The sequence below is a fragment of the Streptomyces sp. CBMA156 genome (assembly GCF_014596515.1).
In the GTDB taxonomy this organism is placed as follows: Bacteria; Actinomycetota; Actinomycetes; order Streptomycetales; family Streptomycetaceae; genus Kitasatospora.
In genome coordinates this window covers 1-15,093 of the sequence record NZ_MSJQ01000422.1, presented here as the reverse complement: position 1 = coordinate 15,093, position 15,093 = coordinate 1, and the positions used below count along the sequence as shown (strand labels likewise).

The 15,093-nt window shown below is 73.1% G+C and carries 3 protein-coding genes; all 3 read left to right on the top strand.

The genetic code is table 11. From position 1 onward, the window contains the following. Nucleotides 1-9: 9 nt before the first annotated feature. Nucleotides 10-5,340, top strand: coding sequence for a type I polyketide synthase (locus BU198_RS37495; protein ID WP_188301262.1), 5,331 nt, complete (start codon nucleotides 10-12; stop codon nucleotides 5,338-5,340). Between the two features lie 4 nt (nucleotides 5,341-5,344). Next, complete coding sequence (locus BU198_RS37490) at nucleotides 5,345-11,089, top strand: type I polyketide synthase (RefSeq protein ID WP_411293280.1); 5,745 nt, start codon at nucleotides 5,345-5,347, stop codon at nucleotides 11,087-11,089. 342 nt (nucleotides 11,090-11,431) lie between these two features. After that, nucleotides 11,432-15,093, top strand: a 3,662-nt coding sequence (locus BU198_RS37485; RefSeq protein WP_188301260.1) for a type I polyketide synthase, incomplete at its 3' end; no start/stop codon positions are given.

Sequence of the window (15,093 nt, the reverse complement as noted above, 5' to 3'; positions counted from 1 at the left end):
GAGCTCTTGATGACAACGTCCCAGGCACAACTCGTCGAGGCGCTGCGTGCGTCGATCAAGGAGACCGAGAGTCTCAAGCAGCAGAACCGGCAGCTCGTCGGTGCCGCGACCGAGCCGATCGCGATCGTCGGCATGGCCTGCCGCTACCCGGGCGGGGTCACCACGCCCGAGGAGCTGTGGCAGCTGATCGCGGACGGCACCGACGCGATCGCCGGGTTCCCGACGAACCGCGGCTGGGACGTCGAGGGCCTGTACGACCCGGACCCGGACGCGTTCGGCAAGTCCGTCTCGGTCGAGGGCGGATTCCTCTACGACGTGGGGGAGTTCGACCCGTCCTTCTTCGGGATCTCGCCGCGTGAGGCGCTGGCCATGGACCCCCAGCAGCGGCTGCTGCTGGAGGCCTCCTGGGAGGCGTTCGAGCGGGCCGGCATCGACCCTGCTTCCGTGCGCGGAAGCCAGACCGGTGTCTTCGCCGGCGTGATGACCTCGGACTACTACACCGGCTCGGTCCAGGCCATCGACAGCCTGGCGGGCTACCTCAGCACCGGGAACTCGGGCAGCGTCGCCTCCGGCCGGATCTCCTACACCCTGGGCCTGGAGGGCCCGGCGGTATCGATCGACACGGCGTGCTCCTCCTCGCTGGTCGCGCTGCACCAGGCCGTGCAGGCGCTGCGGCGCGGCGAGTGCACGCTCGCGCTCGCGGGCGGCGTCACCGTGATGTCGACCCCGGACACCTTCCTGGAGTTCTCCCGCCAGCGCGGCCTGGCCGGCGACGGCCGCTGCAAGCCCTTCGCTGCGGCGGCGGACGGTACCGGCTGGGCCGAGGGCGTCGGCATGCTGCTCGTCGAGCGGCTGTCGGACGCGCGGCGCAACGGGCACCGGGTACTGGCCGTCGTCCGGGGCACCGCCCTCAACCAGGACGGCGCCTCCAACGGCCTGACCGCGCCGAACGGCCCCGCGCAGCAGCGGGTCATCCGGCGGGCGCTGAGCAACGCCGGCCTGACCACCGGCGACGTGGACGTGGTCGAGGCGCACGGCACGGGCACCCGGCTGGGCGACCCGATCGAGGCTCAGGCACTGCTCGCCACGTACGGGCAGGGCCGCGAGGGCGGCGAGCCGCTGTGGATCGGCTCGCACAAGTCCAACCTCGGCCACAGCCAGGCCGCTTCGGGCGTCGCGAGCATCATCAAGATGGTCTTCGCGATGCAGGAGGGCATCCTGCCGCAGACCCTGCACGTGGACGAGCCGACCCCCGAGGTGGACTGGTCGTCGGGCGCGGTCCGGCTGCTCACCGAGGCGCGGAAGTGGCCGGAGACCGACCGGCCTCGGCGCTGCGCCGTCTCCTCCTTCGGGATGAGCGGCACCAACGCGCATGTGCTGCTGGAGCAGGCTCCGGAGGCCGGGCCGGTCGGGATGACCGAGGTGACGGTCGACGCTCCGGTGCCGTGGGTGGTGTCGGGCAAGTCGGAGGCGGCGCTGCGGGCGCAGGCCGGGCGGCTGGCGTCGTTCGTGGAGCAGCGGCCGGAGCTGCCGCTCACGGACATCGGGTACTCGCTGGCGCTGTCGCGCTCCCGCTTCGACCACCGTGCGGTGGTGTCGGGTTCGAGCCGGGGCGAGCTGCTGGCGGGCCTCGCGGGCCTGGCGAGCGGTGAGGCGTCCGGTGGTTCGGTGGGCCGTGGCAGGGTGGCGTTCCTGTTCACGGGGCAGGGCAGCCAGCGGGCGGGGATGGGGCGGGAGCTGTATGACGCGTTCCCGGTGTTCGCTGCGGCGTTCGACGAGGTGTGTGCCAGGTTCGAATTCCCGTTGAAGGACGTGGTGTTCGAGGCTTCGGAGCTGCTGGACCAGACGTCTTACACGCAGGCGGCGCTGTTCGCCGTTGAGGTTGCGCTGTTCCGTCTGGTGGAGTCGTGGGGGCTGACTCCGGACTTCCTGGTGGGTCACTCGGTCGGTGAGATCGCTGCTGCGCATGTCGCGGGTGTGTTCTCCCTGGAGGATGCGGCGAAGCTGGTCGAGGCGCGTGGCCGGCTGATGCAGGCCCTGCCTACGGGTGGTGCGATGGCCGCCATCGAGGCGACCGAGGCGGAGGTGCTGCCGCTGCTTGCGGGGCGCGAGTCGCAGATCGCCGTGGCGGCGGTCAACGGGCCGACGTCGGTGGTGGTTTCGGGTGACGAGGCCGCGGTGCTGGAGGTGCTGGAGCACTGGAAGGCGCAGGGCCGTAAGGGTCGTCAGCTGCGGGTGAGCCACGCGTTCCACTCGCCGCGGATGGAGCCGATGCTGGCCGAGTTCCGCGCGGTCGCGTCCGAACTCACCTACTCCGAGCCGAAGTTCGCCGTCGTCTCCAACGTCACCGGTGAACTCGCCACCGAGCTGACGTCGCCCGAGTACTGGGTGCGCCACGTCCGTCAGGCGGTCCGGTTCGCCGACGGCGTCGCGTACCTGGCGGAGCAGGGTGTCACCACGTTCCTGGAGCTGGGCCCGGACGGCACCCTGTCGGCGCTGGCGCAGGAGATCGCCGAGGGCCACTTCGCCCCCGTTCTGCGCAAGGACCGCCCCGAGGCGCTGTCCTTCACCGAAGCCGTCACCGGCCTGCACGCCCATGGCGCGTCGCTCGACTGGGCGGGCGTGTTCGCCGGTCGCGGCGGCCGACGGGTGGATCTGCCGACCTACGCGTTCCAGCGCGAGCGGTTCTGGCTCGGTTCGACGGCTGCGGCCGGGGACGTGACCAGCCTCGGTCTCGGGAGCACCGGTCATCCGCTGGTGGGTGCGGTGGTGGTGCTGCCGGGCTCGGATGCTGTGGTGCTGGCGGGTCGGGTGTCGTTGCAGTCGCACGGGTGGCTGGGTGAGCACCGGGTGCATGGTGTGGCGGTGGTGCCGTCGTCCGCTCTGGTGGAGCTGGCGGTGCACGCCGGTGACCAGGCCGGTGCCGGCACGGTCGAGGAACTGACCGTGCGGGCTCCGCTCGTCGTGCCCGAGCAGGGCGGCGTCGTGCTGCGGGTGTCGGTGGACGAGGCCGGCGAGGACGGCCGTCGTCAGGTGCGGATCTTCTCCCGTCCGGACGGAGCCGGTGACGGGACCGAGTGGACGGTGCATGCGGTGGGTGTGTTGTCGGTGGTGTCGGAGGGGCCGGCCTTCGATCTGTCGGTGTGGCCGCCGGCGGGTGCGCGGGTTGTGGAAGAGGGGGTGTGGTCGGTCGGTGATGAGCTGTTCGCCGAGGTCGCGCTCGCTGATGGTGTGTCGGTGGAGGGGTTCGTCGTTCATCCGGGGCTGATGGAGTCGGCTGTGGGTGTGGCGGGTCCTGGTGCGGGGTGGTCGTGGTCGGGGGTGTCGGTCTTCGCGTCGGGTGCTTCGGTGCTGCGGGTGCGGGTGTCGGGTGATTCCGTGGTGGCGGCGGATGGTTCGGGTGTGCCGGTGTTCTCGGTGCGTTCGGTGGTGCGTCGTGAGGTGCCGGCGGGTGAGCTGTCGGTGGCCGGGGGCTTCGAGGAGTCGTTGTTCCGGGTCGAGTGGTCGGAGCTGAAGTCCGAGTCGGTTGCGGCTGGTGATTTCGCTGTTGTGGGTGAGGGGGGTCTGGCGGGGCTGGGTTCGTCGGTTCCGGGTGTGGTGTTCTTCCCGTTGGAGCCGGTGTCGGGTTCGGCTTCGGCGGATGTGGTGCGCGGGGCTGTGGTTCGGGCGCTGGGTGTGGTGCGGGAGTGGCTGGAGGACGCGCGGTTCGCGGGTTCGCGGCTGGTGTTCGTGACGCGTGGTGCGGTGGCCGCGGTCGACGGTGAGGGTGTCGGGGATCTGGTTCATGCTCCGGTGTGGGGTCTGGTGCGTTCGGCGCAGTCGGAGAACCCGGACCGGTTCACGCTGTTGGACGTTGATGACGTCGCGCCGGTGTGGGAGCGGCTGACGGGCGCGGTGTCGTCGGGTGAGCCGCAGTTGGCGGTGCGTGGCGGCAGGGTGATGGTGCCGCGTCTGGTGCGGGTCGCCTCGGACGCTTTGGCACAGCCGGTGGAGTTCGACCCGTCCGGGACGGTGCTGGTCACCGGCGCGGGCACGCTGGGCGGCCTGGTGGCCCGCCACCTCGTGGTCGAGCACGGCGTCCGCCACGTGGCGCTGACCAGCCGCCGCGGCGCCGCGGCATCCGGTGCGCGCGAACTGACGGAGGAACTGCTCGAACTTGGCGCCGCCACCGTCGAGTTCGCCGCCTGCGACGCCGCCGACCGAGACGCCCTCGCCGGCCTCCTGTCCACCATCCCCGCCGAGCGTCCGCTGACCGCCGTGTTCCACACGGCCGGTGTGCTGGACGACGGCCTGGTGGCCTCGCTGTCGCCGGAGCGGCTGGAGGCGGTGCTGCGCCCGAAGGTGGACGCGGCGTACAACCTCCATGAGCTGACCCGGGACCTGGACCTCGCGGCCTTCGGGCTGTTCTCCTCCTCGGCGGGCCTGTTCGGCGACGCCGGCCAGGGCAACTACGCGGCCGCCAACACCTTCCTGGACGCCCTGGCGGAGCAGCGCCGGGCGGAGGGCCTGGTCGCGAGTTCGCTCCAGTGGGGCTTCTGGGAGCAGCGCAGCGGCATCACCGAGGGCCTGTCGGACGCGGACGTCGAGCGGATCCGTCAGGCGGGGATGAGCCCGCTGCCGACCGGGCGGGGTCTCGAACTGCTGGACGTCGTGCTGTCCGCCGGTCTCGCCGTCGCCTCCCCGATGGGACTGGAGCCGGACCGGATCCAGCCGAGCGACGGACCGGACTTCGCGATCCTGCGCAAGCTCGTCCGGACACCGGTGCGGCGCGTGGCGCAGGCCGGCACGGGCACCGGCAGCGGTCCGGTGTCGCTGGGCGACCGGCTGGCCGGCCGCCCGGCGGCCGAGCAGCTGGAGCACCTGCTCGACCTCGTGGTGTCGAACGTCGCCGAGGTCCTGCGGCACGCGGGCTCGGGCGCGATCGAGCCGGAGCGGAGCTTCAAGGAACTGGGCTTCGACTCGCTGACGGCGGTCGAGCTGCGCAACCGGCTCAACACCCTCACCGGACTGCGCCTGCCCGCGACCCTGATCTTCGACTACCCCACCCCGGCGGACCTGGCGCAGTACCTGCTCGCCGAGGTCGGCGGGGTCGCCGAGCCCGCCGTCGCGCCCGTCGGTTCGGTGCTGTCGGAGCTGGACCGGTTGGAGTCCGCGATCGCCGCCGCCTCGCCCGAGGGCGAGGAGGCCGCGCGGATCACGGACCGGTTGCAGGCCGCGCTGGCCAGGTGGAACGAGGTCCAGAGCACGGCTCTCGGGGCCGAGCACGGGAACGACGACCTCGAGTCGGCCACGGCCGACGAGATCCTGGACATCATCCAGCGGGAGTTCGGCGGGGCGTAGTGCCGTGGCGAGCCCGGACGGCCACGCGCCGTCCGGGCCGCCGTTCTGTTCTCAGGGGGACGGACGGGTCGAACCCGGGCCCGTCCGCCGAAGATTGACTTCGATAGGTGATGCGGAAATGGCGCAAGACGTGAAGCTGCTGGAAAACCTCAAGTTCGTGACCGCGGAGCTGCGCCGAACTCGCAATCGCCTGATCGAGGTCGAGGAGGCCGGACGGGAGCCGATCGCGATCGTCGGCATGGCCTGCCGCTTCCCGGGCGGGGTGGGCTCGCCGGAGGAGCTGTGGCAGCTGGTCGCGGGCGGCGGCGACGCGATCGCCGACTTCCCGCAGGGCCGCGGCTGGGACCTGGAGGAGCTCTACGACCCGGACCCCGACCGGCCCGGCACCACCTACGTCCACCAAGGCGGCTTCCTGAAGGACGTCGAGGCCTTCGACCCGGCGTTCTTCGGGATCTCGCCGCGCGAGGCCGTCGCCATGGACCCGCAGCAGCGGCTCGCGCTGGAGGTCTCGTGGGAGGCGCTGGAGCGGGCGGGCATCGACCCGGCCTCGCTCAAGGGCAGCCCGACCGGGGTGTACCTCGGCGTGATCCACAACGAGTACGGCTGCATCCTCCCGACGGTGCCGGCCGACCTCGAACCGTTCCTCTCGAACGGCAACGTCAACAGCGTGGCCTCCGGCCGCATCTCCTACAGCCTCGGCCTCCAGGGCCCCGCGGTCAGCCTGGACACCGCCTGCTCCTCCTCGCTGGTGACCCTGCACCTGGCCGCGCAGGCGCTGCGGCGCGGCGACTGCACCCTCGCGCTCGCGGGCGGCGTGCAGGTCCAGGCGACGCCGATCTCCTTCACGGACTTCTCCCGCCAGCGCGGTCTCGCCGAGGACGGCCGGATCAAGGCCTTCGCGGAGGCCGCCGACGGCACCATCTGGGGCGAGGGCGTCGGAATGCTGGTGCTGGAGCGGCTGTCCGAGGCGCGCCGCAACGGCCACAAGATCCTTGCCGTCCTGCGGGGTTCGGCCGTCAACCAGGACGGTGCGTCCAACGGTCTGACCGCCCCGAACGGCCCGTCGCAGCAGCGCATGGTCCGGCAGGCCCTGGCCGACGCGGGCCTGTCCACGGGCGACGTGGACGTGGTCGAGGCGCACGGCACCGGCACCACGCTCGGTGACCCGATCGAGGCCCAGGCGCTGCTGGCGACGTACGGGCAGGGCCGGGAGGCGGGCCGCCCGCTGTGGCTCGGCTCGATCAAGTCCAACATCGGTCACACCCAGGCCGCCGCCGGTGTCGCCGGTGTGATCAAGATGGTGATGGCGCTGCGTGAAGGTGTCATGCCACAGACGCTGCACGTGGACCGGCCGTCGTCCAAGGTCGACTGGTCGGCGGGCTCGGTCGAGCTGCTGACCGAGAACCGCGAGTGGCCCGAGGCCGGGCGTCCGCGCCGGGCCGGTGTGTCCTCGTTCGGCCTGAGCGGGACCAACGCGCACGTGATCCTGGAGCAGGCTCCGGTGGAGGAGCCGGCGGAGGCCGTCGCGGTCACCGTCGACGCTCCTGTCGCGTGGGTGGTGTCGGGCAAGTCGGAGGCTGCGCTGCGGGCGCAGGCCGCGAACCTGGCGTCGTTCGTGGGGGAGCGGCCGGAGCTGTCGCTCACGGACGTCGGGTATTCGCTGGCGGTGTCGCGGGCGCGGTTCGACCACCGTGCGGTGGTGTCGGGTTCGAGCCGGGGCGAGCTGCTGGCCGGGCTGGCAGGCCTGGCGAGTGGTGAGGCGTCCGGCGCTTCGGTGGGCCGTGGCAAGGTCGCGCTCCTGTTCACGGGGCAGGGCAGCCAGCGGACGGGGATGGGGCGTGAGCTGTACGCGGCCTTCCCGACCTTTGCCGCCGCCTTCGACGAAGTGTGCGCCAGGTTCGAATTCCCGTTGAAGGACGTGGTGTTCGAGGCTTCGGAGCTGCTGGACCAGACCGCGTACACGCAGGCGGCGCTGTTCGCCGTTGAGGTCTCACTGTTCCGTCTGGTGGAGTCGTGGGGTCTGAAGCCCGACTTCCTCGTTGGTCACTCCGTGGGTGAGATCGCCGCTGCCCACGTGGCAGGTGTGCTGTCGCTGGACGACGCGGCCAAGCTGGTCGAGGCGCGTGGCCGCCTGATGCAGGCGCTGCCCGAGGGCGGCACGATGGCGGCGATCCAGGCGACCGAGGCGGAGGTGCTGCCGCTTCTGGCCGGTCGGGAGTCGGAGATCGCCGTCGCGGCGGTCAACGGGCCTTCCTCGGTGGTGGTTTCGGGTGACGAGGCCGCCGTCCTTGAGGTGCTGGAACACTGGAAGGCGCAGGGCCGCAAGGGCCGTCAGCTGCGGGTGAGTCACGCGTTCCACTCGCCTCGTATGGAGCCGATGCTGGACGAGTTCCGCGCCGTTGCGTCCGAACTCACCTACTCGGCGCCGAAGTTCGCCGTCGTCTCCAACGTCACGGGTGAACTCGCCACCGAGCTGACGTCCCCCGAGTACTGGGTGCGCCACGTCCGTGAGGCGGTCCGCTTCGCCGACGGCATCACCTACCTGGCGGCCCAGGGCGTCACCAGGTTCCTGGAGCTGGGCCCCGACGGCACCCTGTCGGCTCTCGCCCAGGAGATCGCCGAGGGCCACTTCGCGCCCGTCCTGCGCAAGGACCGCCCGGAGGCGCTGTCCTTCACCCAGGCCGTCGCCGGTCTCCACACCCACGGCGTCGCCCTTGACTGGGAGGCCGTCTTCGCCGGTCGCGGCGCGAGCCGCACCGATCTGCCGACCTACGCCTTCCAGCACCAGCGCTTCTGGCTGGAGGGCGGAGCCTCCGCCGGTGACCCCGCCGGGCTCGGCCTGGTGGAGAGCGCGCACGCGCTGCTGGGTGCCGTGGTGACGCCCGCCGGCACCGACACCATGGTGTTCACCGGGCGGGTCTCGCTGCGGTCGCACCCGTGGCTGGCGGACCACGCGGTGATGGGGACGGTCCTGGTGCCGGGCACGGGCCTGGTGGAGCTGGCCGTGCACGCCGGTGACCAGGTCGGGTACGGCCAGGTCGAGGAACTGACCATCCAGGCGCCGCTGGTGCTCCCGGCGACCGGTGCGCTACAGGTGCAGGTCGTGGTGGGTGCGCCCGAGGCGTCCGGTCACCGTTCGGTGGGCGTCCACTCCCGCCCGGACGGCGCGGCCGAGGAGCCGTGGACGACGCACGCCGTCGGCTCGCTCGGCGCGGCCGCCGTCACGGTCGAGGCCGATCTGCTGTCCTGGCCGCCGGCCGGGGCGGAGCAGATCGGGCTGGACGGGCTGTACGAGGGGCTGAACGAGCAGGGGTACGAGTACGGTCCGGTCTTCCGGGGCCTGCGCTCGGTGTGGGTGCGCGGCGAGGAGGTCTTCGCCGAGGTGGAGCTCGCGGAGGGCACCGCGACCCGCGGATTCTCCGTCCACCCGGCGCTGCTGGACTCCGCGCTGCACGCCTCGATCGTCGCCGTGAACCACCGGGTCGCGGCTGCTGCCGCCGATCCTGCGGCCGGCGGGGAGGAGGAGCCCGAGGTCCGGCTTCCGTTCTCCTGGGCCGGTGTCACCTTCCACGCGGAGGGCGCCTCCCACCTGCGGGTGCGCCTCACCATGGACGAGGAGAAGCGGATCACCCTGGCCGCCGCCGATGCCACCGGCGCGCCGGTGGTCTCCGTGGAGGGCCTGGCGACCCGGCCGGTGTCCGCCCGGCAGCTGGCCTCGGCGGGCGGCGCGGCCCGGCCGCTGTACCACGTGGACTGGGTGCCGGCCCCGGCGGTCGCACCCGCCACGGGCAGCTGGGCGACGGTGGGCGAGGACGCGCTCGGCCTGCACGCCGCCCTGAAGAGCGTCGCGGGCGGGGTGTCGGTCCACCCGGGCCTCACCGAGCTGCTCGTGGCCGTCGAGGCGGGTGGGCAGGTGCCGGACGTGGTCTGCCTGCCGTGGGCCCCGGAGGGCGCCGCCGACACCCTGCCGACGCTCGCCGAGGACGCCAGGGCCGCGACCGTACGCGCCCTGGAGACGGTGCGCGGCTGGCTGGCGGCGGACCGGCTGGACGGGGCCCGGCTGCTGATGGTCACCCGCGGTGCGACGGCCGGGCGGGCCGACGCGGCGCCGACCGACCTGGTGCACGCGGCCCTGTGGGGCCTGGTGCGTTCGGCCGAGGCCGAGAACCCCGGGCGGTTCGTCCTGCTGGACCTCGACCCGGACGGCGCCGAGTCCGTCGGGTACGACGTGCTGGCGCTGGCCGCCGCCTCCGTGGAGCCGGAACTGGCCCTGCGCGACGGCGTGCTGTACGTGCCGAAGCTGGCCCGCGTCGAGCCGTCCGCCGCGGCCGCGGCCTCCGTGGCCTCCGAGGCCGACGCCGCCGAGGCCGCAGGGTCCGGCGCTCCCCGGTTCGACCCCGAGGGGACGGTGCTGATCACCGGTGGAACCGGCTCGCTCGGCGGCCTCGTCGCCCGCCACCTGGTGACCGCGCACGGCGTCCGCCGCCTCCTCCTGACCAGCCGGCGCGGCCCGGCGGCCGACGGTGCCGCCGAGCTGGTGGCCGAACTGGCCGGGCTCGGGGCCGAGGCGACCGTCGCGGCCTGCGACGCCGCCGACCGCGGGGCCCTGGCGGCGCTGCTGGCGGGCATCCCCGCCGAGCACCCGCTCACCGGCGTCGTGCACACCGCCGGTGTGCTGGACGACGGCGTGATCGGCTCGCTCACCCCCGAGCGGCTGGAGGCGGTCATGCGCCCGAAGGTCGACGCGGCCGTCAACCTGCACGAGCTGACCCGCGAGCTGGACCTGACGGCCTTCGTCCTCTTCTCCTCCGCCGCGGGCGTCTTCGGCGGACCTGGCCAGGCCAACTACGCCGCGGCGAACGTCTTCCTGGACGCCCTCGCCCGGCACCGCCGCGCCGCCGGGCTCACCGCCCACTCCCTGGCCTGGGGCCTGTGGGAGCAGCGCAGCGAGCTGACGTCCGGGCTCGGCTCCGGCGACGTGCAGCGCATCACCGGCTCGGGCCTGGCGACGATCCCCTCGGCGGAGGGACTGGAGCTCCTCGACGCCGCGCTCGCGACCGCGCAGGCCGTGATCGTGCCCGTGCGGCTCGACCTGCCGCAGCTGCGGGCCCAGGCCGCGGTCGGCGACCTCACCGCCCTGCTCGACGGGCTCGTCCGGGTGCCGGCCAGGCGCGAGGCGTCGACCGCCGGCGCGGCGGGGGAGTCCCCGGCCGAGCTGCTGGTCAGGCGGCTGGGCGGGCTGAGCGAGGAGAAGCGCGCCGAGGTCCTGCTGGAGCTGGTGCAGATCAACGTGGCCAAGGTGCTCGGCTTCACCAGCCACCGTCAGGTCGAGGCCGGGCGCGGCTTCATCGACCTCGGCGTCGACTCGCTGACCGCCCTGGAGCTGCGCAACCGGCTCAACGGGGCGACCGGGCTGCGCCTGCCCGCGACGCTGATCTTCGACTACCCGTCGGCGGGCGCGGTCGCCGGACACCTCGGCACCCGGATCAGCGCCGGCCCGGCCGTCCAGGGCGCCGCGCCGGTGCACGCCGACCTCGGCCGGCTGGAGGCCACGCTGTCCTCCGCCGACCTGTCGGACGAGGACCGGGACAAGGTGGTCAACCGCCTCCAGGGCCTGCTGGCCGTCCTCGGCCGCTCCGTGGTGGTGTCCTGCGGGGGCGCCGGCGCCGGCGGCGCGGTGACGGACCTGGACGCGGTGAGCGACGACGAGATGTTCGCGCTGATCGACCAGGAACTCGGCCTGGGCTGACCCCAGGGGCCCGCCAGGGCCCGCGGAACCCCCATCCGTCCGGACGGCCGCCCCTCGGCCGTCCGGACGGCCGTTCCACACCTCTGTTCCGCACCCCTCTACCGGACCTCCGCCCCACGCCTCCGCCCGGGATCCCCGCCCCGTATCCGCGTACCGGACCTCGGTCCCGTACGACCTTCCCGGCGGGCCGAATATCCCCTGGCCGATCGGCATTCCCGCCCCTCTGGGGTCGTAGGGGGGCGACTAGGGACGCTAGGGGTGGCCGCCGCGGGGAGCCAGCTCCTAGCGTCGCATGTGAAGTCATGTCGATGTCCCGCCGCGCTCCTCAAGAGGTTGCTTTAGATGCAGAATGAGCAGAAGCTTCGCGACTACCTCAAGCGGGTAATGGCCGATCTGCAGCAGACGAAGCAGCTGTTGAACGAGGCCGACTCGCGGGCGCACGAGCCCATTGCCATCGTGGGAATGAGCTGCCGCTATCCCGGTGGCGCCAATTCCCCCGAGGAACTCTGGGAGATGGTCGCCGAGGGCAGGGACGCGGTGTCCGCCCTTCCGTCCGACCGCGGCTGGGACATCGAACGGCTCTACAGCGCCGACCGGGAAAAGCCCGGAACGTTCTACAACCGGGAAAGCGGATTCCTTTACGAAGCCGCGCAGTTCGACCCCGCCTTCTTCGGGATTTCCCCCCGCGAGGCGCTCGCGATGGACCCGCAGCAGCGCCTTCTCCTGGAAATCTCCTGGGAGGCCTTCGAGCACGCCGGAATCGACCCGCACTCGCTGCGCGGAAGCCGGACCGGCGTATTCGCGGGCGTGATGTACCAGGACTACGCGACCCGGCTCGACCGCCTCCCCGAGGACGTCGAGGGGTACCTCAGCACCGGCAACGCCTACAGCGTCACCTCCGGCCGGATCTCCTACACCCTGGGCCTGGAGGGCCCCGCCGTCTCCGTCGACACGGCCTGCTCCTCCTCCCTCGTCACCCTGCACCTGGCCGCGCAGGCGCTGCGCAACGGCGAGTGCACGATGGCCCTGGCCGGCGGCACCACGGTCATGTCCACCCCCGAGGCCTTCATCGACCTCGCCCGCCAGGGCGGCCTCTCGGCCGACGGCCGCTGCAAGGCCTTCTCCGACCGGGCCGACGGCGCCGGCTTCGCCGAGGGCGTCGGCATGCTGCTGCTGGAGCGGCTGTCGGACGCGCGCCGCAACGGGCACAAGGTGCTTGCGGTGGTGCGGGGTTCGGCCGTCAACCAGGACGGTGCGAGCAGCGGCCTGACCGCGCCGAACGGTCCGTCGCAGCAGCGCGTCATCCGCCAGGCGCTGGACAACGCGCAGCTCTCCTCCGACCAGATCGACGTGGTCGAGGCGCACGGCACCGGCACCAGCCTGGGCGACCCGATCGAGGCCCAGGCCCTGATCAACACCTACGGCCAGGAGCGCCCGGCCGACAACCCGCTGTGGATCGGCTCGTTCAAGTCCAACGTCGGCCACACCCAGGCCGCCGCCGGCGCGGGCGGCATCATCAAGATGGTCATGGCGCTGCGCAACGGCGTCATGCCCAAGACCCTGCACGTGGACGAGCCGTCGACGAAGGTCGACTGGTCGGCGGGCGCGGTGGAGCTGCTGACGGAGGCGCGGGACTGGCCGGCCGCCGGGCGTCCGCGCCGGGCGGCGGTGTCCTCGTTCGGCATCAGCGGCACCAACGCCCACGTGATCCTGGAGCAGGCTCCGGCGGAGGAGCCCGAGGAGGCGGCGGAGGCCACCGTCACCGCTCCGGTGTCGTGGGTGGTGTCGGGCAAGTCGGAGGCGGCGCTGCGCGACCAGGCCGCGCGCCTGGCGGCCTTCGCCGGGGAGCGGCCGGAGCTGCCGCTCACGGACGTCGGCTACTCGCTGGCGCTGTCGCGGGCCCGGTTCGAGCACCGGGCGGTCGTCTCGGGCGCGGACCGCGACGAGCTGCTCGCCGGCCTCGCGGCGGTGGCCGAGGACCGGACCGGCTCGGGTGTCGTCGCCGGATCGGCTGGTTCGGTCGGCGGGCTGGCCTTCCTGTTCACGGGGCAGGGCAGCCAGCGGGCGGGGATGGGTCAGGAGCTGTACGAGGCGTTCCCGGTGTTCGCCGCCGCCTTCGATGAGGTGTGTTCCCGCTTCGAATTCCCGTTGAAGGACGTGGTGTTCGAGGCTTCCGAGCTGCTGGACCAGACCGCCTACACACAGGCGGCACTGTTCGCCGTCGAGGTCGCACTGTTCCGTCTGGTCGAGTCGTGGGGCCTGAAGCCCGACTTCCTGGTCGGCCACTCCGTCGGTGAGATCGCCGCTGCCCACGTCGCCGGAGTCCTTTCCCTGGACGACGCGGCCAAGCTGGTCGAGGCCCGAGGGCGCCTGATGCAGGCGCTGCCCGCGGGCGGCACCATGGCCGCGATCCAGGCCACCGAGGCCGAGGTGCTGCCGCTGCTGGCCGGCCGCGAGTCGGAGATCGCCATTGCGGCGGTCAACGGGCCTTCCTCGGTGGTGGTTTCGGGCGACGAGGCCGCCGTGCTGGAGGTGCTGGAGCACTGGAAGAGCGAAGGCCGCAAGGGTCGTCAGCTGCGGGTGAGCCACGCGTTCCACTCGCCGCGCATGGAGCCGATGCTGGCCGAGTTCCGCGCCGTGGCGTCCGAACTCACCTACTCCGAGCCGAAGTTCGCCGTCGTCTCCAACGTCACGGGCGAACTCGCCACCGAGCTGACGTCGCCCGAGTACTGGGTGCGCCACGTCCGTCAGGCGGTCCGCTTCGCCGACGGCATCGCCTACCTGGCCGCTCAGGGCGTCACCGACTTCCTGGAGCTGGGCCCGGACGGCACCCTGTCGGCCCTCGCCCAGGAGATCACGGACGGCCACTTCGCTCCCGTCCTGCGCAAGGACCGCCCCGAGACCCAGACCTTCACCCAGGCCGTCACCGGCCTGCACACCCGGGGCGCGGTGCTCGACTGGGACGGCGTCTTCGCCGGTCGCGGCGCGCGCCGCATCGACCTGCCGACGTACGCCTTCCAGCACCAGCGCTACTGGCTGGAGTCGGCCGCGCCCGAGAAGCCGGCCGCCGTCAGCGGCGCCGCTCCCGAGGAGACGCGCTTCTGGGAGGCCGTCGAGCGGGAGGACACCGCCGCCCTCGCCGCCGCGCTCGCCGTCGACGGCGCCGAGCCGGCCTGGCTGGAGGCCGCGCTGCCCGTGCTGTCGACCTGGCGTAGGCAGAGCCGGCAGCGGAACACCGTCGACTCGTGGCGCTACCGCGTCACCTGGAAGCCGCTCTCCTCCGCCCCCACCGCCGGCGTCTCCGGCACCTGGCTGCTGGTCGTCCCGGCCGGCGAGGCCGCCGGGGACGCCTGGGTGCCCGCCGCCGAGCGTGCCCTGACGGCGCGCGGCGGCGTGGCCGTGCGGGTCGAGTGGGACGCCGCCGACACCGACCGCGCCGCGCTCGCCGAGCGGATCCGCGCGGCGGCCGGTGACACCCCGCCGAACGGCGTGCTGTCGCTGCTCGGCTTCGACGCCGCCCCGCACGCCGCCCACCCCTTCGTGCCCGCCGGGCTCGCCGGGACGCTCACCCTCGTCCAGGCACTCGGCGACGCGGCCGTCGAGGCCCCGCTCTGGCTCGCCACCCGCGGCGGCATCTCCGTCGGCCGCTCCGACCTCGCCGCCGACCCCGCGCAGGCGCAGGTCTGGGGCCTCGGCCGGGTGGCCGGCCTGGAGCACCCGAACCGCTGGGGCGGCCTGGTCGACCTGCCCGGCACCGTCGACGACCGTGCCGTCACCCGCCTCGCCGACGTGCTGTCAGGCCAGGGCGGGGAGGACGAGCTCGCGGTCCGCGCGACCGGCGTGTTCGGCCGCCGCCTCGTCCGCTCCTCGCTCGCCGACCAGGCGGGCGGCTCGTGGACGCCGCGCGGCACGATCCTGATCACCGGTGGCACCGGCGCCCTCGGCGGCCACGTCGCCCGCTGGGCGGCCGCCAACGGCGCCGAGCACCTGGTGCTCACCAGCAG

Excerpts from the sequence above, each read along its gene's own strand:
- BU198_RS37495 (WP_188301262.1), top strand. The coding sequence starts at position 10 with ATGACAACGTCCCAGGCACAACTCGTCGAGGCGCTGCGTGCGTCGATC.